The sequence below is a fragment of the Paraburkholderia sp. MM6662-R1 genome (assembly GCF_050436245.1).
Taxonomy (GTDB): Bacteria; Pseudomonadota; Gammaproteobacteria; order Burkholderiales; family Burkholderiaceae; genus Paraburkholderia; species Paraburkholderia tuberum.
Genome location: NZ_JBNDLV010000001.1, coordinates 211,617 through 238,475, shown reverse-complemented (window position 1 = coordinate 238,475; position 26,859 = coordinate 211,617). Strand labels below are relative to the sequence as shown.

The 26,859-nt window shown below is 66.2% G+C and carries 24 protein-coding genes and 1 pseudogene; 9 read left to right on the top strand and 16 right to left on the bottom strand.

Going from position 1 to position 26,859, the window contains the following annotated elements:
* Positions 1–131: 131 nt before the first annotated feature.
* Positions 132–1,466 carry an argininosuccinate synthase gene (argG, locus tag OKW39_RS01025; protein WP_429561844.1) on the bottom strand — a complete coding sequence of 445 codons (1,335 nt, stop codon included), beginning with the start codon at positions 1,464–1,466 and terminating at the stop codon, positions 132–134.
* A 394-nt stretch (positions 1,467–1,860) separates the two neighbouring features.
* Between argG and OKW39_RS01020 the strand changes: the two are divergent.
* Positions 1,861–2,047 (top strand): annotated as a pseudogene (locus OKW39_RS01020) (cytosine deaminase); the annotation flags it as partial.
* Between the two features lie 41 nt (positions 2,048–2,088).
* Positions 2,089–3,018: a LysR family transcriptional regulator gene (locus OKW39_RS01015; protein ID WP_090805804.1), complete on the top strand. Its 930-nt coding sequence runs from the start codon at positions 2,089–2,091 to the stop codon at positions 3,016–3,018.
* Positions 3,019–3,022: 4 nt separating this feature from the next.
* Here the strand turns inward: OKW39_RS01015 and phnX are convergent, their stop codons facing one another.
* Positions 3,023–3,826: a phosphonoacetaldehyde hydrolase gene (phnX, locus tag OKW39_RS01010; protein WP_090805208.1), complete on the bottom strand. Its 804-nt coding sequence runs from the start codon at positions 3,824–3,826 to the stop codon at positions 3,023–3,025.
* A 62-nt stretch (positions 3,827–3,888) separates the two neighbouring features.
* Positions 3,889–5,139, bottom strand: coding sequence for a 2-aminoethylphosphonate--pyruvate transaminase (locus tag OKW39_RS01005; protein ID WP_429561843.1), 1,251 nt, complete (start codon positions 5,137–5,139; stop codon positions 3,889–3,891).
* A 118-nt stretch (positions 5,140–5,257) separates the two neighbouring features.
* Between OKW39_RS01005 and OKW39_RS01000 the strand changes: the two genes are divergently transcribed.
* Positions 5,258–6,157, top strand: a complete 900-nt coding sequence (locus tag OKW39_RS01000; protein ID WP_187630911.1) for a LysR substrate-binding domain-containing protein — start codon at positions 5,258–5,260, stop codon at positions 6,155–6,157.
* A 115-nt stretch (positions 6,158–6,272) separates the two neighbouring features.
* On the opposite strand, the gene OKW39_RS00995 is transcribed toward OKW39_RS01000, so the two are convergent.
* Positions 6,273–7,019, bottom strand: a complete 747-nt coding sequence (locus OKW39_RS00995) for a glucose 1-dehydrogenase (protein ID WP_187612769.1) — start codon at positions 7,017–7,019, stop codon at positions 6,273–6,275.
* An 817-nt stretch (positions 7,020–7,836) separates the two neighbouring features.
* Here OKW39_RS00995 and OKW39_RS00990 point away from each other — a divergent pair.
* A complete protein-coding gene (locus OKW39_RS00990) occupies positions 7,837–8,724 on the top strand; it encodes a LysR family transcriptional regulator (protein ID WP_090805807.1) in 888 nt (295 codons plus the stop codon).
* A gap of 123 nt (positions 8,725–8,847) precedes the next feature.
* On the top strand, positions 8,848–10,197 hold the full coding sequence (locus tag OKW39_RS00985) for a TAXI family TRAP transporter solute-binding subunit (RefSeq protein WP_429561842.1): 1,350 nt from the start codon (positions 8,848–8,850) through the stop codon (positions 10,195–10,197).
* Positions 10,198–10,224: 27 nt separating this feature from the next.
* On the opposite strand, the gene OKW39_RS00980 is transcribed toward OKW39_RS00985, so the two are convergent.
* The 6 genes from OKW39_RS00980 to OKW39_RS00955 all read right to left on the bottom strand — a co-directional run bounded on the left by OKW39_RS00980 (position 10,225) and on the right by OKW39_RS00955 (position 15,965).
* Positions 10,225–11,127, bottom strand: a complete 903-nt coding sequence (locus tag OKW39_RS00980) for a ProQ/FINO family protein (protein ID WP_429561841.1) — start codon at positions 11,125–11,127, stop codon at positions 10,225–10,227.
* A 90-nt stretch (positions 11,128–11,217) separates the two neighbouring features.
* Complete coding sequence (locus OKW39_RS00975) at positions 11,218–12,582, bottom strand: ATP-binding protein (RefSeq protein ID WP_429561840.1); 1,365 nt, start codon at positions 12,580–12,582, stop codon at positions 11,218–11,220.
* Positions 12,579–13,241 (bottom strand): response regulator, encoded by a 663-nt coding sequence (locus OKW39_RS00970; protein ID WP_090805221.1) that lies wholly within the window; start codon positions 13,239–13,241, stop codon positions 12,579–12,581. The genes OKW39_RS00975 and OKW39_RS00970 overlap by 4 nt, the downstream gene beginning before the upstream one ends.
* Positions 13,242–13,499: 258 nt before the next feature.
* Positions 13,500–14,330 carry a hopanoid biosynthesis-associated protein HpnK gene (hpnK, locus tag OKW39_RS00965; protein WP_429561839.1) on the bottom strand — a complete coding sequence of 277 codons (831 nt, stop codon included), beginning with the start codon at positions 14,328–14,330 and terminating at the stop codon, positions 13,500–13,502.
* Positions 14,330–15,595 carry a bacteriohopanetetrol glucosamine biosynthesis glycosyltransferase HpnI gene (hpnI, locus tag OKW39_RS00960; RefSeq protein WP_429561838.1) on the bottom strand — a complete coding sequence of 422 codons (1,266 nt, stop codon included), beginning with the start codon at positions 15,593–15,595 and terminating at the stop codon, positions 14,330–14,332. Before hpnI (OKW39_RS00960) ends, hpnK begins: the two co-directional genes overlap by 1 nt.
* A gap of 19 nt (positions 15,596–15,614) precedes the next feature.
* Positions 15,615–15,965 (bottom strand): hypothetical protein, encoded by a 351-nt coding sequence (locus OKW39_RS00955; protein ID WP_429561837.1) that lies wholly within the window; start codon positions 15,963–15,965, stop codon positions 15,615–15,617.
* A gap of 383 nt (positions 15,966–16,348) precedes the next feature.
* On the opposite strand from OKW39_RS00955, the gene OKW39_RS00950 reads away from it, so the two are divergent.
* Positions 16,349–17,008, top strand: a complete 660-nt coding sequence (locus OKW39_RS00950; protein WP_090805227.1) for a response regulator — start codon at positions 16,349–16,351, stop codon at positions 17,006–17,008.
* Positions 17,005–18,408, top strand: coding sequence for an ATP-binding protein (locus tag OKW39_RS00945; protein ID WP_429334690.1), 1,404 nt, complete (start codon positions 17,005–17,007; stop codon positions 18,406–18,408). The genes OKW39_RS00950 and OKW39_RS00945 overlap by 4 nt, the downstream gene beginning before the upstream one ends.
* A 15-nt stretch (positions 18,409–18,423) precedes the next feature.
* Here the strand turns inward: OKW39_RS00945 and OKW39_RS00940 are convergent, their stop codons facing one another.
* From OKW39_RS00940 to OKW39_RS00920, 5 genes are all read right to left on the bottom strand, one after another.
* Entirely contained in the window at positions 18,424–19,482 is a 1,059-nt protein-coding gene (locus OKW39_RS00940) for a lysylphosphatidylglycerol synthase domain-containing protein (protein WP_429561836.1), read from the bottom strand.
* A gap of 148 nt (positions 19,483–19,630) precedes the next feature.
* Positions 19,631–20,791 carry a bacteriohopanetetrol glucosamine biosynthesis glycosyltransferase HpnI gene (hpnI, locus tag OKW39_RS00935; protein ID WP_429561835.1) on the bottom strand — a complete coding sequence of 387 codons (1,161 nt, stop codon included), beginning with the start codon at positions 20,789–20,791 and terminating at the stop codon, positions 19,631–19,633.
* A complete protein-coding gene (hpnJ, locus tag OKW39_RS00930; protein WP_429561834.1) occupies positions 20,788–22,209 on the bottom strand; it encodes a hopanoid biosynthesis associated radical SAM protein HpnJ in 1,422 nt (473 codons plus the stop codon). The genes hpnI (OKW39_RS00935) and hpnJ overlap by 4 nt, the downstream gene beginning before the upstream one ends.
* A gap of 381 nt (positions 22,210–22,590) precedes the next feature.
* A complete protein-coding gene (locus OKW39_RS00925) occupies positions 22,591–23,001 on the bottom strand; it encodes a hypothetical protein (RefSeq protein ID WP_429561833.1) in 411 nt (136 codons plus the stop codon).
* Positions 23,002–23,037: 36 nt separating this feature from the next.
* Positions 23,038–23,241, bottom strand: coding sequence for a cold-shock protein (locus tag OKW39_RS00920; protein ID WP_007181784.1), 204 nt, complete (start codon positions 23,239–23,241; stop codon positions 23,038–23,040).
* A 292-nt stretch (positions 23,242–23,533) separates the two neighbouring features.
* Between OKW39_RS00920 and OKW39_RS00915 the strand changes: the two genes are divergently transcribed.
* Positions 23,534–24,979, top strand: coding sequence for an NAD-dependent succinate-semialdehyde dehydrogenase (locus OKW39_RS00915; protein ID WP_184065898.1), 1,446 nt, complete (start codon positions 23,534–23,536; stop codon positions 24,977–24,979).
* Between the two features lie 133 nt (positions 24,980–25,112).
* The gene (locus tag OKW39_RS00910; RefSeq protein WP_429561832.1) at positions 25,113–25,733 is read left to right on the top strand and encodes a GNAT family N-acetyltransferase; all 621 of its coding nucleotides are present in this window, start codon (positions 25,113–25,115) and stop codon (positions 25,731–25,733) included.
* 31 nt (positions 25,734–25,764) lie between these two features.
* Here the strand turns inward: OKW39_RS00910 and kdgT are convergent, their stop codons facing one another.
* Positions 25,765–26,787: a 2-keto-3-deoxygluconate transporter gene (gene kdgT / locus OKW39_RS00905; RefSeq protein ID WP_429561831.1), complete on the bottom strand. Its 1,023-nt coding sequence runs from the start codon at positions 26,785–26,787 to the stop codon at positions 25,765–25,767.
* Positions 26,788–26,859: the final 72 nt, after the last annotated feature.

Here is a 26,859-nt window from a genome sequence, read left to right as displayed (position 1 = left end):
GAAACTTGAGCACAGAATGTGGGATCGCGCCCAGGCGCCGGAGTGCATCCGGGAGCCCCAAAGAAAATGGGCCGGCTCTCGCGAGCCGGCCCATCGATCGATGCGACGTTCAGGTAATCAGACGCGCCGCTTTACTCCTTGTCGCCCTTCACCTGCGGCAGCGCCGACGTCTCGTTCGACGACAGCAGGCCCACCTGCGAGTAGATGCGCAGCTTGTCGCGCGTGTCGGTGATGTCGAGGTTGCGCATCGTCAGCTGGCCGATGCGGTCGCGCGGCGAGAACGTCGATGCGACCTTTTCCATCGACAGACGCTCGGGCTGATACGTGAGGTTCGGCGACTTCGTGCTGAGGATCGAGTAGTCGTTGCCGCGGCGCAGCTCGACGCTCACTTCGCCGGTGATCGCGCGCGCGACCCAGCGCTGCGCGGTTTCGCGCAGCATGATCGCCTGCGGATCGAACCAGCGGCCCTGGTACAGCAGACGGCCGAGGCGGCGGCCGTTCTCGCGGAACTGCTCGATCGTGTCTTCGTTGTGGATGCCGGTGACCAGACGCTCGTATGCGATGTTGAGCAGCGCGAGGCCCGGGGCTTCATAGATGCCGCGGCTCTTCGCCTCGATGATGCGGTTCTCGATCTGATCGCTCATGCCGAGACCGTGACGGCCGCCGATCCGGTTCGCTTCGAGCAGCAGCTCGAGCGCGTTCGGGAACGTCTGGCCGTTCAGCGCGACCGGCTGGCCTTCCTCGAAGCGGACCGTCACTTCTTCTTTCGCGATCTGCACGTCGTCGCGCCAGAACGCGACGCCCATGATCGGGTTCACGATCTTGATGCCGGACTCGAGGCTTTCGAGGTCCTTCGCTTCGTGCGTCGCGCCGAGCAGGTTCGAGTCGGTCGAATACGCCTTTTCGGCCGACATCTTGTAGTCGAAGCCCGACTGGCGCATGAATTCCGACATTTCAGAACGACCGCCCAGTTCGTCGATGAACAGCTGGTCGAGCCACGGCTTGTAGATCTTCAGGTCCGGGTTCACGAGCAGACCGTAGCGGTAGAAACGCTCGATGTCGTTGCCCTTGTACGTGCTGCCGTCGCCCCAGATGTTGACGCCGTCGTCCTTCATCGCGGCGACCAGCATCGTGCCGGTCACGGCGCGGCCGATCGGCGTCGTGTTGAAGTAGGTGACGCCCGCCGTCGAGATATGAAACGCGCCGCACTGCAGCGCCGCGATACCTTCCGCGACCAGCTGCGCGCGGCAGTCGATCAGGCGCGCGCCTTCGGCGCCATATTGCGTGGCGCGACGCGGGATCGAATCGTAATCGTCTTCGTCGGGCTGACCGAGGTTGGCCGTGTAGGCATACGGCACGGCGCCCTTCTTGCGCATCCAGTGCAGCGCGGCGCTAGTGTCGAGGCCGCCGGAAAACGCGATACCGACCTTCTGGCCGATCGGAAGACTTTCAAGGATTGTACTCATAAGCAGTAGCGTTAAACTCGACGTACGGGGAGATTTTGGGGGTAACAGCTGAGTAACGGGCAAGCATGGCGATCAGGCAAGTTACGCGGGAGTATACCGTGAACCGCCGTCCGGCCTTGGATTTTGCCGGTCGGCGCGGCCTCGCGCCGCAATCTCGCCGCGCCGAATTTCCGGATTAATTCACGCTGTATTTGCCGTAACGGGGGCGGATTTATTATCGTCTAAGCGTAGCATCGCGGGTTGCATCAACGCACCGGCCGTTCACCCCTTTCATCCCGTTCATTCCCCTTGCCCGCCGCCCATGACCACGACCGCCCCGCGCCCCACGACGAACGCCTCGCTGGTCACCCACGTGCGGCTCGCCGACGGCAAGCGCGCCGAGGTGTCGACCGTCGCGTTTCCGCAATCGGGGCTGCTCGATCGCGTTGCCGCGCACGGCATGCAGGGACAAGTGGTGGTTAGTCACGCGTTCTGTCTCGGCGCGCTGCCCGAGCGCGAACGCGATGCGCTACGGCCTGCGCCGCGACGACGATCTCGCGCTCGCGTTCGATTGCGTCAGCGGCACCGCCGCGCGCGCATGCGCCACGCCGTCCGCTACAACAAAGACGTTTTTTGGACTCGAATGATCAATCTTTTTCAGGCCATGCAGGCCTTTGTCAAGGTGGCCGATGTCGGCAGCTTCGCGCAGGCCGCCGGGCAACTGAACGTGTCGACGTCGGTCGTCACGCGTCATGTGTCGAGCCTCGAACAGCATCTCGGCATTCGCCTGTTTCAGCGCACCACGCGCAAGGTCGTGCTGACCGAGGCCGGCGCGCAATACGCGGACGGTTGCCGCGTGCTGCTCGCCGAACTGGAGGAAGTGGAGTCGCGCGCGACCACGGCCTCGCGCGACGTGGCGGGCGACCTGCGCATCGTCGCGCTCGGCAGTTTTTCGCTGTTTCGGCTAACGCCGCTGTTCGCCGAATATCAGGCGCGCTTTCCGCAAGTCAACCTGCGCGTCACGCTGACGGAAAAACGGGTCGATCTGCTCGAAGGCGGCTTCGATGTCGGCATCGTGACCGAGCATATGATCCGCTCGGAGTCGCTGGTGGCGCGGCGTCTGATCAACTCGCACGCGGTGCCGGTGGCAGCGGGCGCGTATCTCGCGCAGGCCGGTCATCCGCAAACGCCGGCCGAACTGGACGGGCATCGGCTGATTGCCGCGCCGTTCGACACGACCGGCCCGATGTGGATCTTCCGCAAGGGTGACGGCGATGCCGAAAGCGCGAGCGAGGACGGCGACGACAGCGGCGAGAGCATCGCCATCGATGCATCGTTCACGGTCAACAGCATGATCATGCAGAAGCAGGCCGCGCTGGGCGCGATGGGCATCGCGCTGCTGCCGCTCGAAATGGTCGAGGACGAGTTGCGCGCCGGCACGCTGGTGCGCGTGCTCGACGGCTATGCGGTGCTCAATGGCGACGTGGCCGTGTCGCTGGTGTATCCGAGCCGCGAGTTCGTGCCGCGCAAGGTGCGCGAGTTCATCGATCTCGCGGTCGGTTTCTTCAAGTGACGCTTCAAGGCCGTTCGCCTCGCGCGAGCCGTGCGTCGATGTCGTACACGACCGGCATCAGATCCGCGACGCTATCGATCACGTAATGCGCGCCAGCCGCCTTCAGCCTGGCCATCGCGGCGTTGCGGCGCGCGGCGAATTCGTCGGCCGGCAACGCCTTCACCTCCGCCTCGCTCATGCCGAACGCGTTGCCGCTCACCGCGACACCGACCGCCCACGTGCCGGCGTTGATGCCTTCCTCGATGCCGACCTCGGTGTCGTCGACCTTGATCGCCTCTTTCGCGCGCCACACGCCGAGCAGCGGCAGCGTCCGGTAGATCATGTACGGTGACGGCCGCCCTTCCGGCGTATCGCCGGTGCACACGATGCTGTCCGGCGCAAAGCCCTGCGCGGCCGCGCCCGGTACGATTTCGTCGATGATCTCGCGGGTATAGCCGGTCGTCGTGCCGATGCGGATATCGTTCTGACGCAATGCGCTCGCGACTTCGGCGACGCCCGGGATCACCGCGCTGTAGCTCGCCGCGACCGCGATGTTCTTCGGCACGAACACCTCGTACACGGCGTCGATATCGGCGTCGGTCGGCGTATGGCCGTGGCGCTCGGCCCAAGCCTGCGCCACGCGCGGCAGCGCCATCAGCGCCGCGATATGCGGCCGCTTGGCCATGCCCATCGGGCCGCGCGCTTCGTCGATCGTGATCGGCACGCCGAACTGCTCGAAGGTCTCGACGAAGGCCCCCATCGGCGCGCGTGAACCGTAGTCGACCACCGTGCCGGCCCAATCGAAAATCACTGCCTTCACGTGTTTCATCTGCTTGAATCCCCAGGAATCCGAATGTATTGGGTTTGCCGTCGCGGGTTTGCTGTCGCGGCTCAGGCCGCCTGCGCGAGCGCCTTGCGTTCGTCGAGCGCGGCGGGCGGCGGCCCCGCGTGCGTGACGCCCATCGTGCGCAGCGCTTGCGCGCAGGCATCGACCACGCGTCGCATCACCTGCTCGTCGACCTGACCGATGCAGCCGATGCGGAAACTGTCGACCACCGTCAGCTTGCCCGGATAGATGATGAAGCCCTGCTCCTTCATCAGTTCATAGAAGCGCACGAACTCGAACGACGGATGCGCCGGCGAAAAAAACGTCACGATGATCGGCGAGCGCCAGCGCCCGTTGAGCAGCGGCTCGAAGCCAAGCTCGTGCATACCGGCCACCAGCACGTCGCGATTGTTGGCGTAGCGCGCGAGCCGCGCGGGCTGCCCGCCTTCGAGCTGGTAGAGACGCAGCGCCTCGAGGAACGCGGCCACCGTATGCGTGGGCGGCGTGAAGCGCCACTGGCCCGTGCGATTCATCACCTCCCATTGATCGTAGAGATCGAGCGCGAGCGAATGGCTGCGGCCTTTCGCCTCGCGCAGGGCGATCTTGCGCGCGATCACGAAGCCGAAACCCGGCACGCCCTCGATGCACTTGTTCGCCGACGACACGAACGCCTCGCACGCGATCTGCCGCACGTCGAGCGGCACCGCGCCGAAGGCGCTCATCGAATCGATCAGCAGTTTGCGGCCGTGCCTCGCGACCGCAGCTGCAATCTCATCGAGCGGATTGAGGATGCCCGAGCTCGTTTCGCAATGGATCGCGACCACGTGCGTGATCGATGGATCGGCGGCAAGCATGCGCTCGACTTCGAGGCCGCGCGGCGGCAGGTAGTCGCCCTTGTCGAGCAGTGTGCAGGCGCGGCCGAGATAGCCAAGCGTGATCGCCGCGCGCTTGCCGTACGCGCCGTTCGCGAGCACGAGCGCGTGGCCGTCGCGCGGAATCAGGCTGCCGAGCATCGCTTCGACGCAGTAGCTGCCGCTGCCCTGCAGCGGCACGCAGTCGTAGTCGCCCGCGGTGTCGCCGGCGATCTCCAGCAGGCTCGCGCGCAACTCGGCGGTCATCGCGCGGAACTCGCCGTCCCACGAGCCCCAGTCGCGCAGCATCGCCTGTTTCGTCGATAGTGCCGTGGTCAGCGGGCCCGGCGTCAGCAGATAAGGCTCGCCGCCAGCCGGCGCGGCGCAGGGTGTGGTGCAACGGGTCGATGTTGCCGCGGCTGCCACGGCCAATGTCGCCGCCGAACCGCCGATCGCGCTTTCCATGTCCGCCACTCCGATATCGCTATGTCGATAGCTCGCACGATACAGAAGCGTTGTCCATCGGCAAAATCGATATAATCGATGACGGTATCGCAAAAACTTATTTGCTGGCGAGGCACACGTGCAATACGCGCAATTGCGGGCGTTCCATGCGGTCGCGGAACATGGCGGCTTTTCGAAAGCCGCGCAGGCGTTGTCGCTGACGCAGCCGGCGGTGTCGGATCACGTGCGGCGGCTCGAACAGGATTACGGCGTCAAGCTGTTCGAGCGCGGGCCGCGCGGCGTGGAGACGACCGAACTCGGGCTGCGCCTGTTCAGCGTGACGCGGCACATGCTCAGTTGCGAGCGGGAGGCGCGCCAACTGCTCGAATCAGCGGGCGGGCTGGAGTCGGGTTCGCTATCGCTCGCGGCCGATGCGCCCGATCTCGCCGTCGCGCTGATCGGCGCGTTTCGCCAGCGGCACCCGGGCATCGTCGTCACGCTGTCGATCGCCAATGCGGCAGAGTGCATGCAGCGCGTGCTGTCGAGCGCGGTCGACGCGGCGATCACGGCCGCGCCGCAGGTGCATAGCCGCTTGCAGTCGCGCGTGTTGCGGCGCGATCCGTTGGTCGCGATGGTGCCGGCGAGCTACCCGGCCGCGAAGAAGCGTCGGCTGAGTTACGCGGAGCTCGTCGAACAGCCGATGATCTTCCGCGAGCCGCAATCGGTCACCCAACAACTGCTCGAAATCGAGCTCGTGCGCGAGTCGTTGCAAGTCGAGCCGGTCATGTACGTGGATGGCCGCGAGGCGCTGGAGGAAGCGGTCGCGCAGGGAATTGGCGTCGGCGTCATTGCGCGCGCAGAGTTCAACGAGTCGCGGCGGATCCGGATGGTGCCGCTGCTCGATTGCCGCGTGCAGATGATCGAATCGCTGACGCGGCTCGCCGAGCGGCCGGGTTCGAATCTGCTCGACGCGTTTTTTGCGGTCGAGTTGCCGGGAGCCGAAACAGAGGTCTTGGGGGGCGATGTTCAACGCGCGTAGCTCGCGCGCCGTCGCTGCAAGGAGCGGCGTGGCCTTCATGCTGCCGGCCCCGCCGCCCGCGATCGCCCCCGAATCGTTCCGCGGGTTGCCACCAGCGTTGGCAACCCCTTCAGACTTAACGCGACCCGCCGCTCGCGATCAGGCTCTCGCCCGTCAACCAGCGCGCGTCATCCGACGCGAGGAACGCGACGACATCCGCGATATCGTCGGGTTGGCCGATACGGCCGAGCGGCGTCGTGCTGATCGCCCACGTTTCGAAGTCCGAGCCGATCACGCCGGCGCTGTGGGTGCCCTCGGTCTCGACCATGCCCGGATTCACCGAATTCACGCGGATCTTGCGCGGTCCGAGTTCCTTCGCGAGCACGCCGGTGATCGCATCGACCGCGCCCTTGGTCGCCGTGTAGACCGCGGTGGTCGCCGGCGTGATGCGGGTCACGACCGAGCTCACGTTGACGATGCTGCCGCCTTCGCCCAGATGCCTGGCCGCCGCCTGCGACACGAGCAGCAGCCCAAGCACGTTGACATCGAAGTGCTTATGGAAGTGCGCTTCGGTGATCTCTTCGAGCGCCGCGAATTCATAGACACCCGAGTTGTTGACGAGAACGTCGAGCCGCCCGTACGTTTCGATCGCCGTATCGATAATGCCGTTCGCGTCCGCGGCCTTCGACACGTCACCGCCAACCGCGACCGCCTTGCCGCCCGCCGCCGTGATATCGGCGACCACCTTGTCGGCGCCCGCGCGGCTCGACGCATAGTTCACCACGACCGACGCGCCTTGCGCCGCCAATGCCTTCGCAATCGCCGCTCCGATGCCTTTCGATGCACCCGTTACAACCGCTACCTTGCCAGTGAGCTTGCTCATCATCGTGTCCTTTCAATGGTTCGCGCCGGCATGCCTCGCGAGGAGCCGCGGGGTCCACGCCAATAAAAGCCGGAAATGCAGTGGCGCTGTCACTGGTCGTTAATTTAGGCATGCCGCGAGGCCGGATAAAGCGGCTCGAGACGAATTGATACGCCGCTTCCGACGAACAATCGATTCGCATCAGACCTCGATGGCCACGTTTACGCGTGGCTTACGACGATTGATGCTGTTTGGCTTGCGCCGCGGCGCGATCAGGCGCTACACACTCAAAGCGCTTTTATTCATCGCACTTTTGTTCGCTGCCGAGCAGCAGCGCGATGTGCGCGGCCACGCTCGCGAGCACCGCGAGCGCGCCGAGCGTATCGAGAATAATTTGCCACACGATCTCCCTCCTCCGCGATCCGCTGCTCCCAACGTCTTTTAAACAGATGCGCGCGCCATCGATTGAACGCCGGGGCCGAGCAGACAGATAAAGAACCGCGCACGCGCTGACCGAACTACCGCAACCAGCGTGCCGAGTACGATGCCCGCCAGCATCGGCCATAAGCGTCCGACGAACGCGCGCACGCCCGATCCCGCAAACAGCTGCCACCCGTTGGTGACGAACGACGGCAACAGCATGCGCGAGCTGAATGCGCTGCCGCGCGCGGAAAACGCGCTCGTGCGTCATCTGGCCGGTATTGAGCGGCGCTGTTGCTATCATTCGTTGCCCTCGCGCAGCGCCGCGGCGGCAGCACCGTACCGCAACCGGCAGCGCCCAAGGCGCAGCAGACCAACGCAACACCAATCGCCGACGCATCACATCTCAGAGGCATGCATGGAATTTCGCCAACTTCGCTACTTCATCGCGGTCGCCGAGGAGATGAACATCACGCGGGCGGCCAATCGTCTGCATATGACACAGCCGCCGCTGTCGCGGCAGATCCAGCAGATCGAGGAAAGTGTCGGCCTGCCGCTGTTCGAGCGCGGCTCGCGGCCGTTGCGGCTCACCGAAGCCGGCCGCATTTTCTACACGCAGGCGAAACGTCTGATCGATGAAGCCGACGAGCTCGCGCCGCTCACGCGCCGGCTCGCGCAACTGGCGGAACGCATCGTGATCGGTTTCGTACCGTCGACGCTGTATGGCGCGCTGCCCGCGGTGATCCGCTCGTTTCGCGAGGCCGCGCCGCACATCGAGCTGTCGCTGATCGAGATGTTCACGATCGAGCAGTTGGCCGCGCTCAAAGGTGGCCGCATCGACGTCGGCTTCGGCCGGCTGCGCTTCGACGATGCGCAACTCGCGCGCGAAGTGCTGGTCGAGGAACGGATGATCGCCGCGTTGCCGCAGGACCATCCACTCGCGCGGCAAAAGAAGCCGCTGACGCTTGCCGCGCTCGCCGAGGAAACCCTGATCGTCTATCCGAGCACGCCGCGGCCGAGCTATGCTGACCAGCAGATCTCGGCAATGCACGATCAGGCGCTGGAGCCGAAAGCGATCCATGAAGTGCGGGAGTTGCAGACCGCGCTAGGGCTGGTCGCCGCGCAGGTCGGCGTGTGTCTCGTGCCGGAGAGCGTCGAGGGCTTGCGCGCGCATGGCGTCGCGTACCGGCCGATTCCGTCGGCAAGCGCCGCGTCGCCGATCATCATGAGCCGGCGCCTACAGGACGAATCGCCGGCGACGCTGCTGATGTGCTCGCTCGCGCGGCAGTTGTTCAAGCGCGTTTGAGCGCCGCGTGCGTGAGCACGGCGATGCGGCGCCGCGCGCCCGGTCAATAGAGCGAACCGTCGACGGCAAAGCCGCCCCGCACAGGCGACAATGCCTTCGCCTGGCTTCCCGCACGGAGTCTTCATGAAAGCGCAGCGTCCGCGGCCTCCGCACTTTCCCGCCGAACCTACGCGCGCCGAATGGCGCGAGCACCTGCTGCCCTACTTCGTCACGGCGCTGCTGATCGCGTTCGCGATCGTGCTGATCGTCTGGATCGCCAATCCGGCGCCGCCGCGCACGATCACGATCAGCGCCGGCCCGCGCGACAGCTCGTTCGTCGTCACCGCGAACCAGTACCGCAAGATCCTCGCGCGCAACGGCATCCGCCTGAACGTGCTCGAATCCGAAGGTTCCGTGCAGAACCTGCAGCGGCTGCTGGATCCGAAGCAGCACGTCGATATCGCTCTCGTGCAGGGTGGGGTGGCCGAAGGGCTCGATACTTCGTCGCTGGTGTCGCTCGGCAGCGTGTGCTATGTGCCGATCGTCGTGTTCTATCGCGGCGCGGCGCTCACGCAACTGGCGCAGCTCGAAGGCAAGCGGATCGCGGTCGGCCGCGAAGGCAGCGGCACGCGGCTGCTCGCGCTGCAACTGCTCGCGGCGAACGGCATCGAGCCCGGCGGCGCCACGACACTAGTGCCGAGCGACGGCCTGCAGGCCGCCACGCAGCTGGTTGCCGGCGAGGTCGACGCGGCGATTCTGAACGGAGATTCGGCCACGCGCGACCTGATGCTGCGGCTATTGCGCGTACCCGGCATCTCGGTGATGAATTTCGACGAAGCGAGCGCCTATACACGCGTCTTTCCGTTTCTCGACCAGATCGACTTGCCGCCCGGCGTGCTCGATCTGAAGCGGCGCATTCCGCCCGAGACCGTTCACCTGATTAGTCCGACGGTCGAACTCGTCGCGCGCAGCACGCTGCATCCGGCGATTTCGGATCTATTGATCGAGGCGGCGCAGGAAGTGCACGGCGCCGCGGGCCTGTTGCAGCACGCCGGCCAGTTCCCGAACCCGGTCGAGCACGAATATCCGATCAGCGAAGACGCGCAGCGCTATTACCGGACCGGCAAGGGCTTTTTGTATCGGACGCTGCCTTTCTGGCTCGCGAGCATCGGCGATCGTACGCTCTTCCTGCTGTTGCCGGTCGCCGTGCTGCTGTTGCCCGCCATGCGCGTGATTCCGGCGCTGTACCGGTGGCGGGTGCGCTCGCGCATCTATCGTTATTACGGTTCGCTGATCGCGATCGAGCGGCACGCGCTCGCCGGCGCAACCGACGAGGAGCGCACGCAGCTACTGGGGCAACTGGACGAGATCGAGGCGGCGCTGAGCCACCTGCGCATGCCGCTCGCGTATGCGGATGCGTTTTACGTGCTGCGCGAGCATGTGGGATTCGTGCGCAGCCGGTTGACGGCTGCGCCGCCCGTCATGGCCTCGTGATCGAGGCCATGGCGGGCTGTGCCAAGGTTAGGCTTGGGAGGGGGGCGAGGCGGGAGCGGTGGCTTGCGGTTCGTGTTGCGCGCTGGTCTGCGCCTGGGTGTCCGCGCTCCCGGCGGCATCCGCCGCTACGGCTTCCGGCGACGCAGCAGCGACATCCGCTTGGCGGGCCGCTTGTTCCGCAACTGCCGCTACCGCTGCTTCGGCATGTGACGCTTCAGCGGCCGCGCCCTCGGCCGGCGTACCTGCATCGGTCGGCGCATGCGCGCTTGCCGTCGCGGTGGCGGCCTTCTGCGCGCCCTTCGCCGCGCGATGCGCGAGCAGGCGCTGAGCACCCGCCGCTTCCTGCGCCGTGACCTTGCCGGCTTCGACGCCCGCCAGGTCGACGCGCGCCGCGCCTTCGACGAGGCTCTTCCAGTAGCGCCCGCCACGGCACCACGTCTTGATCGCGTCGCGCAGCTCGGCTTCGCTCAGCGACAGTTCCTTCGCATGCACGACGAGGTCTTCGAAAATGCCGATCTTCAGCGGCAGCTTCGGGGCCGGATTCTTCGGGAAAGCGACCGGGAAACGTTTTTGCAGACGACCGATCGAGCGCACCACCGGGTCCACCGGCTTGGCGTCCACCGCCGGCTTGGCGGGCGCGGTGTGGCGCGCCGGCTGCGGGCCGCCGGCTCGCGTACCTGGCTTGCCGTCCGGGCGAGCGCCGGCCTTTGCGGCCGGCTTCGCGCCGGGCCGGCCACCGGGCTTCGTGCCCGGATTGGCACCACGGTCGGCATGTGAACCAGGATGTGCCGCTGAATTTGAAGCGGGCTTGCCGGCGGACTTCGAAGCGGGGCGCGTGGCCGATTTGCGATCGGGCTTGCCGGCGGACTCTGCGGCGGCACGCGCCGCGGCCAGTTGCTTCTTCAGTTCAGCGAGTTGTTCGAAACCCATAGTGCACAACCAATCTGTCGATCCGTAAAAATGAGATTGTAGCAGCGTGCGCCTACGTGCTTGTGACAACCCGAGCCGCAATGACGATCGTCAATTCGCGGCCGTGACGGGCGCGTGGGCGGCGGGCGCGCGCAGCCCCGTGACGGACACCCGCAAACCGGGCGCCCCGACATTGTTGCTCAGCGACAGGCCGAGCTGATGCCGCTCGGCGATCCGCGCGACGATCGCGAGACCGAGCCCGCTGCCCTCGCCCTTCGACTCGTCGCCGCGATAGAAAGGGTCGAACACGCGTTCGAGTTCCGCCTCGGGAATTCCCGAGCCGCTGTCGACGACCTCGAAGCCCACGCGCTCGCCCGTGCGTCGCAGCACCACGTCGACACGGCCGCCCGCCGGCGTATGACGGATTGCGTTATTGATCAGGTTCCCTAACAACACGCTGATACTGTGCGGCTCCGCGAGCACGGTATAGGCGTCGTTCGGCGCGCGCGCGTGTTCGCATTCGAGGCCGAGATCGATCTCGCGCAACTCCGCGAGCACGGAACAATCGCTGACTGCCTGCTCGCCGATGCGGCGCAGGCTGACCGGCACCGTCGACGTGACCGGCTGCGCGTCTTCGCGTGCGAGCGTCAGCAGTTGCTGCACGAGGTGGATGATCCGGTTCACCCGATGTTCGACGCGCTCGAGCGTCTGCCCCTCGCCCCTCAGCGATCCATCGCGCGACGCCGCCTGCAGTTGCAGCTTCAGCGCCGCGAGCGGCGAGCGCAGCTCGTGCGCGGCATCGGCGATGAACGTGCGCTGCGCCTGCGACGCCGTATGCAACCGTTGCAGCAGATCGTTCAGCGCTTCGACGAGCGGCCGGATTTCGACCGGCAGGTTGCCGTCGAGCCGCAGCGGTTCGAGCGAATCGATCGAACGCGTCGCGAGCGCGCGCGACAGCCCGCCGATCGGCGCGAGCCCGCGCGCGACCACCAGCAGCACCAGCGCGATCGTCACCGGCAGCAGCACGCCGAGCGGCCACAGCGTGTGCAGCGCGAGCTGCAACGCGAGTTCTTCGCGCACCGCGACCGGTTGCGCGACCTGCACGTAGCGGTCTGTCTGCGCGACGCCGAAGATGCGCCAGTGGTATTCGCCGCGCGGCACTGTGTGAAAGCCCAGCGGCAGACGCTCGAACTCCGGCGCCTGCGCGGAGCGATAGACGAGCGTACCGCCGCGGTCCCAGATTTCGATGACGATGCGGTCGTCGGCGAGATCGCCGAGGTCGGGTTCCCGCCGCTCGCGGCTGCCCGCGCCGCTCAGCGCCGACGGCAGCGACAGCGCGACGGTGCGCAGTTCGTAGTCGAACAGCTCGCTCGCCTCGCGCCGCGCGGTATGGAAGATCGCGAAAGCCGCGATCATCGACGCCGCCGCCATGCCGAAGATCAGCCAGCCGAGCAGCCAGCGGCGAATCGACGTCATCCGCACCTCTTCAGGCGGTAGCCGACCCCGCGCACGGTCACGATCTGGTCCGCGCCGATCTTGCGCCGCAGACTGTGCACATGCACTTCGATCGTATTGCTGCCGACTTCCTCGCCCCAGCCGTACAGCTTTTCTTCGAGCTCGGCCTTCGTGAACACGCGGGTCGGCTCCTCGATCAGCGCCTGCAGCAACGCGAATTCGCGCGGCACCAGCGGCAGCGGCACGCCGTCCTTGGTGACTTCATGCGCGGCGGGGTCGAGCGTCAGTTCGCCGTGACTGTAGACCGGCTGCTTCTGGCCGGTGCGCCGGCGCAGCAGCGCGCGAATGCGCGCGGCCAGTTCGTCGAGATCGAACGGCTTGATCAGGTAGTCGTCGGCGCCGGCGTCGAGACCGCGGATGCGCTCGTCGACCGCGTCGCGCGCGGTCAGGATGATCACGGGCGCCGGGCCGCCGTTGCGGCGATACGCGTTCAGCACGTCGATGCCGTCTTTTTTCGGCAGGCCGAGGTCGAGCAGCACGAGGTCGTACACGCCGTTATCGAGCGACAGTTCCGCCGCGCGGCCGTCCTCGGCCCAGTCGATCGCGTAGCCGGCGCGGCGCATCGCGCCCAGCACCGATTCCGCGATCATGTCGTCGTCTTCGACCAGTAGCAGGCGCATGGCCTCTCCTCTCCTCTCCTCTCCTTGGTGCGGTTTTGGCCGCCGCATTATCGTCCGTCGCAGCTTAACGAACGCTTACGGGGGTACGGACGACGCGTCGATTTCGCACGGCCCGGCTCGCGCGATTCGACGTTAAGCCTGTCTTATCGTGCAGTTGCCGCTCGTGCTGTTGCTGCTGCCGGCGTTGCTGAAGCTGTTGATGAAAAAGCAGCCGGTGTGAGCGTGGCCAAAGTTTTCCGCGTTTCTCGAAGCATGGCGCTACGCAAGCACATCCGCGAACCCGCCGAGCCGCCCCCCAAGCGCGCGGATCGCGGCGGCCACCCGTGGCGACAGCAGCGCCTGCAACTCGTCGGCATGCCGGTAGTCGTGCATGCCGTCGCTCAGCGCGTCGCCGGCCAGCGCCGGATGACAGTAGATTTCGCCGACACCATGCGGCAGATTCGCGAGCGCGGCGAGCCAGGTCGCCTCATCCATGCGCCCGCTCGCCGCGATGCCGACCACGTAGTCGTTGTGCGCGATCCCCGCGCGCTCGAGCCGCGTCTTCACGTGCGCGATCCACGGCCGCAGCCACAGCGGCGCGTTCGCTTCGAACGGCAGACGCATCGCCTTCATGCCGTAGTCGCGGCCGATGTCGAGGATCAGGCCGAGCACGGTCGGATGCAGATGAAAATGCTTGTGCGTGTTCACGTGGTCGAGCGTAAGGCCGGTCGCGGCGAAGGCTTCGAATTGCGCGCGAATTTCGTGCGCGAGCTGCCGGCGCACGTGCGGCAGAAAAAAGAAGCGCACACCGTCACGCACCATGTTGCTGCCGAAGCGGCCATTCTCGTTGAGCAGCGCGGCGACCTGCTCGCGCGGCGCCAGCGCGGCGCCGTCGGCCAGCACCAGATGCAGGCCCACGCGCAGTTCCGGCAGCGCCCGCGCGCGCGCGACCGCGTCTTTGGCAGCCGGCGCGCCGACCATCAGACTCGCGGCGCGCAGCACACCGTTGCGATGCGCGCGCTCGACCGCGATATTAACGCGCTGATGCAGACCGAAATCGTCGGCGGTGATGATCAGTCCGCGCGACTGGGTGGGTTTTGCGCTCTCCATCACGTGAGGCTGTCCAGCCGGCCGCTGCGCTCGGCGGACGGCGTGCCGAACTGTATGCGCTCGCCGCGCCACACCACGTGCGAACCGAACGCGCTGACGAGCCACTGGAGCGCGAGCAGCGTATCGCGCAACGGCACCAGCGGCAGATCGCGCCAGAACGTGCGCGCGCGGCGTGCCGCGCGCAGGTGCAGCAGCAGGCGCGCGCCAACGCAGACGGCGGTGGCCGACGCGCTCGCGACCACCGCCGCGAAAGGCGCGTGAGCACACGTCGCGAGCGACACGGTCTGCCCCGCGCTCGTCAACAGCCACGGGGTGGGGAACGTGATCAGCAGCGACCCGAAGCCCGGCGGATTGACCGAGCGGATCGTGCGCAGCCAGCGCGTTTCGCGCTGCCACAGCGCCGCGAAGGTCGGCTCGATCACGTCGGTCGCGACCATCACGCGCGACAGCACCGTTTGCAGACCGAGCGCGCGCACGTGCTCGGCGAGCCAGTAGTCGTCGGCGAGGCAGTTTTTCAGCGCTTCGAAGCCGCCGATGCGCTCCAGCGTCGCGCGCCGCAACGCGAGCGTCGCGCCGAAGCCGAAGCGGCGCGAGCCCATCGCATGGGCGACCCGCACCGAGGGCGCGAACCACTCGTTGATGAACAGCGCACCGACACGCGGCCAGAAGCCGCCGACGCCGCGCGCGACGTACAGGCACGTGACCACGCCGACGTTCGGGTCCGCGAGCGGCGCGGCGACGCTGTCGAGATAGTCCGGGTCGACCGCGATGTCGCTGTCGGCGATCACGATCACGTCGTGGCGCGCGCGTGCCGCCATGTTGATCAGGTTGCTGACTTTCAGATTGCTGCCGTGTACGCGTGTGTCGATTGCAAGCTCGATGTCGCGCTTCGGATAGGCGGCCTGCAAACGGCGCACCACCGCGATGGCGGGATCGTGCGGCGACGACACACCCAACACCAGCTGAAAATGCTGATGTCGCTGCTCGCAGAAGGTTCGCAGATTTTCGTAGAGACGCGGCTCGGCGCCGCACAGCGGCTTCAGCACGCTGACACCGACCTGCGCGAACGGCCCGGTTGGGCAATCGAGCGAATCCATCAGCGAACGGCTGAGCGCGCGATTGACGGCCCTGCCCCCATGATGGTTCGATTTATGTCGGGCGGTGAAAAACGGCATGGCGAGCGCGGCGGCTGCCGTGTAGATCGAAGCGCTAACGCAGGCGGCTAACAGAAGCCATTGACATGCAATCAACACGTGCGCCGCCATTGTGTGCCGTCCGTGTCCGTCAGTGCTCGGCCAGCACGAAAGGTTGCCCCGTTAGTCGCAGATGAAGCACGACGAGCCACCGGCGCGGACAATTCGCTGCGATCACGGCGGGCCATGCGCCGCGAGCAGGGCGAGTCGCGCAGTCGCGCCGCACCGCGACCTCGAAGGCGACCTCGGCAAATTCGCGCGCGATCACCACGCCGCCGATGATCAGCGCGAGCGCGAACAGCCTGAACGATGCCGAAGCGAAAAAAGCGTCAGAGACCGGCAGTACCGGCAACGCCATGCACAGCAGCGCTTCGGTGCCTGCGGCCGTCAGAGACGCCACTAGCAGATGGGCTCGTAGCATGTCGATGGTGACTCGCTTCATAACGTGCCTCGTGCGCGGCCTTGCGGCCTGACCGGATGCTGGCAATGGGCGGGACTCGTCGAGATCGTCCGTTGACGCCATCGACCAGTATAAAGAATGCCTCGCGCGTCGCTCCATCGAAGTCCTTACGATCAGGTTGCGATGGCCTGACGACAACGTCGTCTCGCACATGCATTACGATCTGCGACGACCATTTTATAGCGCGTCGATGGTATCGATTCAAGCTGAAGGAAACCTTAACCACGCGCATGGCATGAAGCGGCTAACGAACGGCGTGGTTACACTTCGGAACGCGGCAGATTGTTCGTCTATGTGCATCAATGCCGCTTGCATCTAAATGCTCGACGTTATGCAAGAACGCTCCACAATGGAATATTTGCCTCATGCGCTTACTCCTCGTAGAAGACGACGAACTCATCGGCTGCGGTGTCGAGGCGGGCCTTCGTCAGGCCGGCTTCACAGTCGACTGGGCACGCGACGGCCACAAGGCCGGCCTCGCGCTCGACACGACTCAATATGCCTTGGTGGTACTCGACCTCGGCCTGCCGCGCGTGAGCGGCACGGAACTGCTCAAACGCGTGCGCGACGCCGGCAATGACGTGCCGGTGCTGGTGTTGACCGCAAAAGGCACGGTCGTCGATCGCGTCGGCGGACTCGAAGCGGGCGCCGACGACTATCTCGGCAAGCCGTTCGATCTCACCGAACTGGTGGCGCGGTGCCGCGCGCTGTTGCGCCGCGCACAAGGTCGCAGTATCGATCTGATTCGTTACCAGAATCTGACAGTGAATCCGGCCGCGCAAACGGTGCAGATCGACGAGGCGCGCGTGCCGCTCACGTCGCGCGAATGGGCGATCCTGCTGCAACTGCTGACCAATCTCGGCATTCCTCAGTCGCGCTCGCGGCTCGAAGAAAGCCTGTACGGCTGGCAGGAAGAAATCGAAAGCAATGCGATCGAGGTGCACGTGTCGAACCTGCGCAAGAAGCTCGGCGCAAGCCTGATCAAGACCGTGCGCAACATCGGCTATGTGATGGAGAAAGAATGATCGGTCCGTCGATTCGGCGGCGCCTCGTGCTGCTCGTGCTCGCAAGCATCGCGATCGTATGGGGCTGCGCGCTCGTGTCGAGCTACCGGCAAGCCATCCACGAAGTCGCCGCGTGGGAACGAGCGCGTCTCGCCGAACTCGCGCAGATGCTCGCGCTGCTCGATTCGACGAATCTGATGACTCTCGCCAATGCGCGCATCGACGTGCGTGAAGAAGAGAGAGGCGGTGAGCCCGGCGCGAGCGATCTCGACGACGACGACACGCTGCCGCGCGACGCCCTCTTCCAGGTGCGCGCGGCCAACGGCGCCGTTCTGGCGGGCAGCCCGCAACTGCATGCGCTCGCCGCGTGGGATTTGCCGTTGCCGCCCGCGAGCGGCGCGCAGGACGTCACGCTGGGCGGTCAGCTCTATCACTCGTTCACGTTGCGCGAAACGGCGCTCGGTCACTGCGTGCGTGTGTTCGAACTGGCCAACACCCGCAGCGACCTGGTGAGCGGTGTCGCGAGCCGCATCGCGCGGCCCACGCTGATCGCGCTGCCAGTGCTCGCGGTGCTCGTGTGGCTCAGCATCGGCTGGAGTCTCGCGCCGCTGAAGGTGTTGTCGGCCGCGATCCGTTCGCGCGACATCAACCGCATGGAACCGGTCGGCATCGGCCGCACGCCGCTCGAGGTGCGCCCGCTCGTCGACGCGATCAACCAGATGCTGGCGCGTCTGCACCATGCGCGCGAGCTAGAGCGCGCCTTCACCGCCGATGCCGCGCACGAACTGAAGACGCCGCTCGCAGCGATCAAGGTACAGGCGCAGGTCGCGCTCGCCGAGCCCGACATCGCGCTGCAGCGGCTCGCGATGGAGCGCGTCGTGCAAGGCGTCGATCGCAGCGCGCGGCTCGCCGAGCAACTGCTGCTGCTCGCGCGGCTCGACGTGCAGGAGAAGCTGCCCACCGAGCCGCTGAGGCCGGCGGCGATCGCGAAAGATACGCTGCTCGCGAACAGGCGCAATGCACAACAGAAGCACATCAATGTGATGCTGGTCGGCGACATGCTCGCCGAGATCGACGCGGAGCCCGTGCTGATCGGCATCCTGCTCGACAATCTGCTCGATAACGCGATCAAGTACGGACGCTCGGGCGGCACTGTGGAAGTGGCGGTGCGCCATGCCGACGAGCAGGTGCAACTGATCGTGCGCGACGACGGCCCCGGCGTCGCGCCGGACGATCTCGCGCGGCTCACGAACCGCTTTTTCCGCGCGACCGGCAATCAGGCGACCGGCAGCGGGCTCGGTTTGTCGATCGTTGCGCGGATCGCCGAACATTTCGGTGCGAGTCTGCAGCTAGGCGCCGGGATCGGGGACCAGGGGCTTGCGGTGCGGGTGTCGTTTCCGGCCTATCGCGCGACGCGCTGAAGGCGCGCCAATCGCTCAGCGCCGCTCACCGCCCCGGTTCGCGTCAGCGACGCCCGAACGCTGCTTGGCCAGTTCGGCGCGCACGCCGTGCGGTGCGGCATGCGGCCGCGCGCTGCCGGACGCCTCGAACAGCTGCCACGCGATCAGGCCCGGCACGAATATCAGCAGATCGCGAATTCGCCGCGCGGCCGCGAGCGCGAGACAGGTGGCGGGGTCGAGCCCCAGTGCGCCGCCAATCAGTATGAAAGCGCCCTCCTGCACGCCGAGACCGCCCGGCACGAAGAACGCGGCGCTGCTGACCGCCTGGATCAGCGATTCGATCACGATCGCCTCGACGAGCGTCACGCGCGCGCCGAGGAAATACAGCGCGAGCCAGATTTCGAGCGAGGTGAGCACGCATTGCAGCGGCTGCCAGAAGAACAGATAGCGCAGCACGACCGCGCGGCGGCGCCAGATCACCTTGATCGACTGATCGATCTGGGCGGACTGGCCGACCAGCGCGGTTAGCTTGCCGCTCGTCACGCGGTTCGCCACGCGCGTGATGCGCTCGAACGGATTGGCATGCTGGACGAGCCCGAACAGCAACAGCACCGGCGTCAACGCGACCACGCCCCACGCGAGCTGCCCGGCGAGCCGCAGCGCGCCCGATTGCGCATTGGCGAACAGAAAACCAATCCCGACCATCGTGAACATCAGCTGGCTGATTACGGTCAGCTGCATGTCGACGATGGTGCTGGCCACCGCTGTCGAGGGCCTGACGCCCCAGCGCTTGAACATACGGAATGACACGAGTTCGCCGCCGATCCGCGCGACCGGCAGCATGCAGTTGACCGATTCGCGCACCCACACCAGATGCAGCATCCTGCCGAAGCTGGGGCGGTTCGCGCCGCGAATCAGCGAGCGCCAGTCGCACGCGTTGGCGATCATTGGCAGCACATGCGCGAGCGCGGCCACCACGAGGCCCGCGCCGGCCGCGCGCAACGCGCTGAACACCGCGCGCGGATCTTCGCGCCAGACGAGCCACAAAGAGATCAGCAAACCCGCGAGCGCAGCCGCGCGGCCCAGATGCTTCATAATGCGGGCACCTCGCACACGACCTCGGTATACGTGATGCGCCGCACGCCGCGTGTCGCCGGGGCGCTGCCATGCGTCTCCAGGGCGCTCCCGTTTCGCCCGCTCGAAACTTCTTCGTTCATTGCCAGCCCAATCTGCCGTTCGTTCGTCATTCGTCCTGCGCCGCCGACAGCAGCCCGTCGCCGTCGACCTTGAAGCTGAAGCCCCGCCAGATCACCCGCGACGAGCGGAAGCTCGCGACGAAAATCGCAAACGATACGATATCCCATAACGGCAGAAGCCACAGATCGCGGCAGCGTTGACGCAACGCCCGATCCGCGCGCCACTTCAACGCGAGACGCGCGACCACCGTCACTGCCGCGAGCAGCCACGCCCACGGCGCGCCGCCCGAGCACGCGAGCGCGAGCAGCGCGAACGGCAACGGATGCACGAGCGCCGTCCCGAAGTGCCCGAGCGGATCGATGCGGCGAATCGTGCGGCTCCAGCGCAGTTCGTGCGTCACGAGTTGTGCGGCGCTCGCTTCGACACACGCATGCGCGATCGCGAACGGCGGAATCGTGACCTGCTCGCCCGCCGCGCGCACCGCCGCGCCGATCTCGTAGTCCTCGGCCAGATGCTGCACGAACGGCTTGAAACCGCCGATCCGCTCGTAGGTGTCGCGCCGCATCGCGATGGTCTGGCCGAAGCACGGCCGCGCGAGCCCGAGCGCGAGTCCGGTGACGACGCCTGGCAGGAAGTGGTAGTTGGTTGCGATCGCCGACAGCCGCGGCCAGAAACCCGGATCGGGCTGGCCGCGATATGCGCAGGTGACGAGCCCGACGCCCGGCTGCTGCAATTCGCCGATCACGTTGCGCAGATAGTCCGGGCCGACGCACACGTCGCTGTCGGCGAACACGAGCACGTCGTGGCGCACCTGCGGCACCATGTTGAGGATATTGCTGATCTTGCGGTTCGGGCCGTACAGACGCGCATCGGCGACGACGGTGATGTCCGCCTGAGGATGGAGGCGCCGCAGTTCGTTGACGGTTTGCAGCGCGGGGTCGGCGCAGTCATGCACGCCGAACAGGAATTGCACGGGCCCGGGATAATTTTGGGCGCAGAAGCTCGACAGATTGTCGAGCAACGCCCACTCGTTGCCATGCAACGGTTTGATCACCGTAATGGGTGGAAAGCTGGAGGGTTCGGCTACATCCCTCGCGAAGAAGCGCCCGATCAGCGCGCTCGCGAGCACGGTGTAGCCGATGCCGACAACGGTCGCCGCCGCGCACGCGTACGCGAGCGTGACGGCGGCGAGGTGTGCGGCGCTCACGCCTCGTGCGCGCGCAGGAAGCGGAAAAATTCGACGCCTTCGCGCAGGCGCCGTTTCATCATGTCCCAGCTCGTCAGCATTTCGCGCAGGATCTCCCAGATCTTCGACGGCCGGAAATAAAAGCGTTTATAGAAGTTTTCGAGCTGGTGGTACATCTCGTCTCGCGACAGATGCGGGTAGCCGATCGCCGCCAGCTGCACGCCTTCCTTGCTGACGAGATTGATCACCTTGTTCTCCGCGAGCCAGCCGTTCTCGACCGCCTGGTTATAGAGCGTAGTGCCCGGGTACGGCGCGGCGAGCGACACCTGGATCGTCAGCGGATTGATCTCTTTCGCGTACTCGATGGTCTTCTGGATCGTTTCCGGCGTCTCGCCCGGCAAGCCGAGAATGAAGGTGCCGTGCACCTTGATGCCCAGCGTGCGGCAGTCCTGGGCGAAGCGCCGCGCGATGTCGGTACGCAAGCCCTTCTTGACGTTCAGCAGGATCTGGTCGTCGCCGGATTCGTAGCCGACCAGCAGCAGGCGCAAGCCGTTTTCCCTCATGATCTTCAGCGTCGAGCAAGGCACGTTCGCCTTCGCGTTGCACGACCATGTGACGCCCAGCTTGCCCATGCCTCGCGCGATTTCTTCGGCGCGCGGTTTGAAGTCGGTGAACGTGTCGTCGTCGAACATGATCTCCTTGACTTCGGGCATGTTGTCGCGAATCCACTTGACTTCCTCGAGCACGTTCTCGACCGAACGCACCCGATAGCGATGGCCGCCGACCGTTTGCGGCCACAGGCAGAACGTGCACTTCGAGCGGCAGCCGCGGCCAGTGTAGAGCGACACGTACGGATGCTTCAGGTAGCCGTTGAAGTAATTCTTGATGGTCAGATCGCGCTTGTAGATCGGCGCGACGAACGGCAGCTCGTCCATGTTCTCGAGGATCGGGCGCGCTTCGTTGTGCTCGATCGAGCCGTCGGGGGTGCGATAGCTCAAGCCCAGGATCTGCGCGAACGGCTTGCCTTCGGCGATTTCCTTGCAGGTGAAATCGAATTCCTCGCGACACACGAAGTCGATGGCCTCGGTCGCGGTCAGCGAATTGTGCGGATCGACCGCGACCTTCGCGCCGACCATGCCGATCAGCAGCGACGGCTTGCGCTTCCTGAGGTCCTGGGCGAACAACGCGTCGGTCGGGAAGGATGGCGTGCTGGTGTGGATCACCACCAGCTCGTATTGCGAGGCGATGTCGAGGGCGGCGTCGACGGACAGGCCGTCTGCCGTGGCGTCGAGCACGCGGCTGTCGGGAACCAGTGCCGCGGGTTGGGCGAGCCACGTCGGATACCAGAACGAGCGAACTTCACGCTTGGCCTGATAGCGCGAACCCGCGCCACCATCGAAGCCGTCGTACGACGGCGCCTGCAAGAACAGAGTTTTCATGGATGCTCCAGCAAGCCTTTATAGGCGCTTTCGGTTTTCAGTCGGGAATCTATTCTGTTCCATTGCCCGAATGCAGGTCGGGAAAGCCTGTGCCCGACCTGCACGTAGCGGTGGCCGCGGTCCGGAAAGGCCACGGGCAGTGGCGCAAATAGTACGGAGCAAAGCTGAAGGAAACCTGAAGAATAATACTGCGTTCAGACCGCGCGCGGCATGCTCCGATGGGGCGATTTGTGTAATCGACGCGCTCGTGCAATCGTGTCGCATCGATGTCGTATCGGCGTGGTAAATGGATAGGTTCTCGCGTGGCGTGCGGGCGAGCCCCGCCGGCGGCGCCGATTCACGCCACCTTCACGGGCGCGAACGCTCGGCCCGACGCGTCGCTCATCGCGCGAGATGCCTCGCCCATTCGAGCCAGCCGAGATTGAGGGCCGCGTTTACCACTACGCCGAGCGCCGACGCGAGCGCGGCGATCATGGTCCAGAAGGCCGAGCGCCGCGCCGCGCGCGCCGACGTGTGGGCGGCGGCCGCAGCGTCGCGCGACGCGCTCGCCGCCGCCTGCGCGATATGCGACGACGCCTCCATGCGCGCGAGCGACCTCAGCGCGAAACCGCGCTCGTCGTCGCGCGTGGCGGCGGCCGCCTCACGCGCCGCGTCGTCGCGCTGCGCCTGCTCGAACAGATAGCGATGACAGAACGGCGTCAGCGGTTCGTCGGGATAGCGCGCGGCGAAGTTTTTCGCATAGGCGGCGCCGCCATTGCGCTCGATCTCCGCGTAGGCGGCGTCCTTATCCATGGTTGCCTCGCATGCGGACGAGCCGCCCGGCCGGCGTCACACGGGCTTGATGTCGGCCGCCTGTTTGCCTTTCGGCCCCTGCTTGATTTCGAAGCTGACTTTCTGGTTTTCCTGCAACGACTTGAAACCTTCGGATCGAATCTCCGAAAAATGGGCGAACAGATCTTCGCCGCCGTCATCGGGAGTGATGAAGCCGAAGCCCTTTGCGTCGTTGAACCATTTCACTGTTCCGGTTGGCATGGCGATGTCCTCGTGATGCGCTGTAGTAGCGGTTGAATGGATGAAGCGCTGCGTCCTGCAAGCGTTTCGTGCAGCGCCGACGCGGCGCCCCGGCACGACCCGCAAAATCGCTCCGGTGCCAAACCTCAGCAAGCCGCATGCCGCGACCGGGCGCCTGCGGGCCGCGCCGGTGCGATTGCCCGCAATCAGATAAGATAAATGGTATCCGCAATTCATTCATGGCCGCGCAGGAATGTCGCCTCGTGCCGCACGTCCGCGCGGCCAGTTGTTTTCCCACTCACAGGAACCCAGCATGGCCATCTCGAGCTATACCGATACCCGTCTTTTGATCAACGGCGAATGGTGCGACGCCGCCAGCGGCAAGACCCTCGACGTGATCAACCCCGCGACCGGCCAGGCCATCGGCAAGGTCGCGCATGCCGGCATCGCCGATCTGGACCGCGCGCTCGAAGCCGCGCAGCGCGGCTTCGAAGCCTGGCGCAAGGTGCCGGCCAACGAGCGCGCAACCGTCATGCGCCGTGCCGCCGCCCTCGTGCGTGAGCGCGCCGCGGACATCGGCCGCCTGATGACGCAGGAACAGGGCAAGCCGTTCGCCGAGGCGCGCGGCGAAGTGCTGGCGGCCGCGGACATCATCGAATGGTTCGCGGACGAAGGCCGCCGCGTGTATGGCCGCATCGTGCCGTCGCGCAACCTTGCCGCGCAGTCGCAGGTGCTGAAGGAGCCGATCGGCCCGGTCGCGGCGTTCACGCCGTGGAACTTCCCGGTCAACCAGGTCGTGCGCAAGCTGTCGGCGGCGCTCGCCTGCGGCTGCTCGTTCCTCGTCAAGGCGCCGGAAGAAACCCCGGCGTCGCCGGCGGCGCTGCTGCAAGCCTTCGTCGAGGCCGGCGTGCCGGCCGGCACGGTCGGCCTCGTGTTCGGCGATCCGGCTGAAATCTCGAGCTACCTGATCCCGCATCCGGTGATCCGCAAGGTTACGTTCACGGGCTCGACGCCGGTCGGCAAGCAGCTTGCGGCGCTGGCCGGCTCGCACATGAAGCGCGCGACGATGGAGCTCGGCGGCCACGCACCGGTGATCGTCGCGCAAGACGCCGACGTCGCGCTCGCCGTCAAGGCAGCCGGCGCCGCGAAGTTCCGCAACGCGGGCCAGGTCTGCATCTCGCCGACGCGTTTTCTCGTGCACAACAGCCTCCGCGAAGAGTTCGCCGCGGCGCTCGTCAAGCACGCTGAAAGCCTGAAGCTCGGCGACGGTCTCGCCGAAGGCACGACGCTCGGGCCGCTCGCCAACGCGCGCCGTCTGACGGCGATGGCCAAGGTCGTCGACGACGCCCGCAAGACCGGCGCGAAGGTCGCGACGGGCGGCGAGCGCGTCGGTACCGAAGGCAACTTCTTCGCGGCCACCGTGCTGACCGACGTGCCGCTCGACGCCGACGTGTTCAACAACGAGCCGTTCGGCCCGGTCGCCGCGATCCGCGGCTTCGACAAGCTCGAAGAAGCGATCGCCGAAGCGAACCGCCTGCCGTTCGGCCTCGCCGGCTACGCGTACACGAAGTCGTTCGCCAACGTGCACCTGCTGTCGCAGCGCATGGAAGTCGGCATGCTGTGGATCAACCAGCCTGCCACGCCGACGCCGGAAATGCCGTTCGGCGGCGTCAAGGATTCCGGCTACGGCTCGGAAGGCGGCCCGGAGGCGATGGAAGCCTACCTCGTGACCAAGGCGGTCACGGTGATGTCGGTTTAATCACGGGTTTAATCACGCCAATCACGCGCTTCGGGAACGGCGCCGCGGTTTTGCCGCTCGCATCGTTCCCGAGCGCGGCTCAACCGATCTGCCAGGTCCACGAGTCTTCCGCTCGCGGACCTTTTTTATTGCCATGAACGACATTTCCGCCGAATCGATGCAGCCCGCGCTGAGCGGCTCGTTCGTCGAGCTGCGGCCGCTGCGCGTGGAGCACGCGCAGGCCCTCGTCGACGCCGCCGCCGACGGGCAACTGTGGGACATGAAGCTGACCGTCGTGCCGGGCCCGGCGACGATCGACGCCTATATCGCCACCGCGCTCGCCGGCCGTGCGGCCGGCAAGGTGATGCCGTTCGTGATCGTGCGGCGCGACGAGGATGACGAGAATGACCGTGCTGGCCGGATCGTCGGCAGTACGCGGTTCTGGAAGATCGATCGCGCGAACCGCAAGCTCGAAATCGGCCATACGTGGCTCGCCGCCTCGGCGCAGCGCTCGGTCGTGAACACCGAGGCGAAATATCTGCTGCTGTGCCACGCGTTCGACGTGATGCGCTGCGTGCGCGTGCAGTTCACGACCGACGAGCTCAACGACAAATCGCGCGCGGCGATCCTGCGCATCGGCGCGCAACAGGAAGGCATCGTGCGGCACGAGCGGATCATGCCCGATGGGCGCAAGCGCAACTCGGTGCGCTTTAGCATCATCGACGACGAATGGCCGGCGGTGAAAGCGATGCTCGAAGCGAAGCTGGCGCGCTGAGCGGCGCGCCGGCTTCCTGCTACCGACTCATTCAAACGGGCGCATCGCGCTGCTCGTTGAGCGGCGCCGCCTGCGTCGCGGTGGCGAACTCCTCGCGCAGCGCGTCGCGCGCATGATGCCGGCGCACCCACAGCGCCGTGAGGATCGGCACCAGAATCGCGGTCACGAGGCAAGCGGTGGCGACCATCGCGGTCGCGGCCGGCACCAGCGGTTTGAAGCTCGGAATCATGTCGGCGATGATCGCCGGATTCGCGACCGCGGCCCCTGCCGTCGACGACGCCGCCAGCCCCGCCGCGCCATTGCCGCCGGCAATCCAGCGATCGGCGAGAATCAGCGGCACGCCGGTCACGACGATCACGCCAAGCCCCAGCACGATGCCCGGCAGGCCGCTCGTGACGATCACGTTCAGATCGATGCCGTTGCCGAGCGCAAAGCCGAAAAACGGAATCAGCGGATGCACGCAGCGGCCGAACAGCTCGCGCAGCTCGCTATCGAAGTTGCCGAGCGCAAACCCGATCAGGAACGGCAGCACCGCGCCGACGAACAGGCGCGGCTCGAAGAACGCGACCCCCGTCGCACCCAGAATGATCATGCTGATCAGCGGCCCCGATTCGACCGACATCAGCACGAACGCGCCCGCCTCTTCCTTCGTGCCGTACTGTTGCATCACGGCCGCGTACAGCCCGCCGTTGGTCATGTCCATCGAGGTGGTGATCGCGAGCATCGACAGTCCCGCGAACAGCCCGGTCTTGATGCCATCGATCGGAATGAAGCGCGCCGCGATCAGCGTGACGATCCACGCGACCAGCATCTTGGTGGCGAGCAGCGTGCCCGACTTGCGCAGCACGGTGCCGGTCGCGCGCAGGTCGATCGTCGCGCCCATGCAGAAGAACCATACCGCGAGGATCGGCACGGTGCCGGTAATCAGGCCGTTGGTGAACGAGCCGAAGTATTTGCCCGCGCCCGGCGCGAACGTATGCACACAGGCGCCGAGCAGCAGCGGCACCAGCATCAGACCGCCAGGAATGCGGTCGATGGCCTTCTTGATCTTCATGCCTCCTCCATGGACGGTGACGTCCCGTTGACGGGCCAATGACCCGCGTTGGTGTCCCGTTCTACGCCGGGC

Excerpts from the sequence above, each read along its gene's own strand:
- argG (WP_429561844.1), bottom strand. The coding sequence starts at position 1,466 with ATGAGTACAATCCTTGAAAGTCTTCCGATCGGCCAGAAGGTCGGTATC.
- OKW39_RS01015 (WP_090805804.1), top strand. The coding sequence starts at position 2,089 with ATGATCAATCTTTTTCAGGCCATGCAGGCCTTTGTCAAGGTGGCCGAT.
- phnX (WP_090805208.1), bottom strand. The coding sequence starts at position 3,826 with ATGAAACACGTGAAGGCAGTGATTTTCGATTGGGCCGGCACGGTGGTC.
- OKW39_RS01005 (WP_429561843.1), bottom strand. The coding sequence starts at position 5,139 with ATGGAAAGCGCGATCGGCGGTTCGGCGGCGACATTGGCCGTGGCAGCC.
- OKW39_RS00995 (WP_187612769.1), bottom strand. The coding sequence starts at position 7,019 with ATGAGCAAGCTCACTGGCAAGGTAGCGGTTGTAACGGGTGCATCGAAA.
- OKW39_RS00990 (WP_090805807.1), top strand. The coding sequence starts at position 7,837 with ATGGAATTTCGCCAACTTCGCTACTTCATCGCGGTCGCCGAGGAGATG.
- OKW39_RS00985 (WP_429561842.1), top strand. The coding sequence starts at position 8,848 with ATGAAAGCGCAGCGTCCGCGGCCTCCGCACTTTCCCGCCGAACCTACG.
- OKW39_RS00980 (WP_429561841.1), bottom strand. The coding sequence starts at position 11,127 with ATGGGTTTCGAACAACTCGCTGAACTGAAGAAGCAACTGGCCGCGGCG.
- OKW39_RS00975 (WP_429561840.1), bottom strand. The coding sequence starts at position 12,582 with ATGACGTCGATTCGCCGCTGGCTGCTCGGCTGGCTGATCTTCGGCATG.
- OKW39_RS00970 (WP_090805221.1), bottom strand. The coding sequence starts at position 13,241 with ATGCGCCTGCTACTGGTCGAAGACGACGACATGATCGCGGAATCGGTG.
- hpnK (WP_429561839.1), bottom strand. The coding sequence starts at position 14,330 with ATGGAGAGCGCAAAACCCACCCAGTCGCGCGGACTGATCATCACCGCC.
- hpnI (WP_429561838.1), bottom strand. The coding sequence starts at position 15,595 with ATGGCGGCGCACGTGTTGATTGCATGTCAATGGCTTCTGTTAGCCGCC.
- OKW39_RS00955 (WP_429561837.1), bottom strand. The coding sequence starts at position 15,965 with ATGAAGCGAGTCACCATCGACATGCTACGAGCCCATCTGCTAGTGGCG.
- OKW39_RS00950 (WP_090805227.1), top strand. The coding sequence starts at position 16,349 with ATGCGCTTACTCCTCGTAGAAGACGACGAACTCATCGGCTGCGGTGTC.
- OKW39_RS00945 (WP_429334690.1), top strand. The coding sequence starts at position 17,005 with ATGATCGGTCCGTCGATTCGGCGGCGCCTCGTGCTGCTCGTGCTCGCA.
- OKW39_RS00940 (WP_429561836.1), bottom strand. The coding sequence starts at position 19,482 with ATGAAGCATCTGGGCCGCGCGGCTGCGCTCGCGGGTTTGCTGATCTCT.
- hpnJ (WP_429561834.1), bottom strand. The coding sequence starts at position 22,209 with ATGAAAACTCTGTTCTTGCAGGCGCCGTCGTACGACGGCTTCGATGGT.
- OKW39_RS00925 (WP_429561833.1), bottom strand. The coding sequence starts at position 23,001 with ATGGATAAGGACGCCGCCTACGCGGAGATCGAGCGCAATGGCGGCGCC.
- OKW39_RS00920 (WP_007181784.1), bottom strand. The coding sequence starts at position 23,241 with ATGCCAACCGGAACAGTGAAATGGTTCAACGACGCAAAGGGCTTCGGC.
- OKW39_RS00915 (WP_184065898.1), top strand. The coding sequence starts at position 23,534 with ATGGCCATCTCGAGCTATACCGATACCCGTCTTTTGATCAACGGCGAA.
- OKW39_RS00910 (WP_429561832.1), top strand. The coding sequence starts at position 25,113 with ATGAACGACATTTCCGCCGAATCGATGCAGCCCGCGCTGAGCGGCTCG.
- kdgT (WP_429561831.1), bottom strand. The coding sequence starts at position 26,787 with ATGAAGATCAAGAAGGCCATCGACCGCATTCCTGGCGGTCTGATGCTG.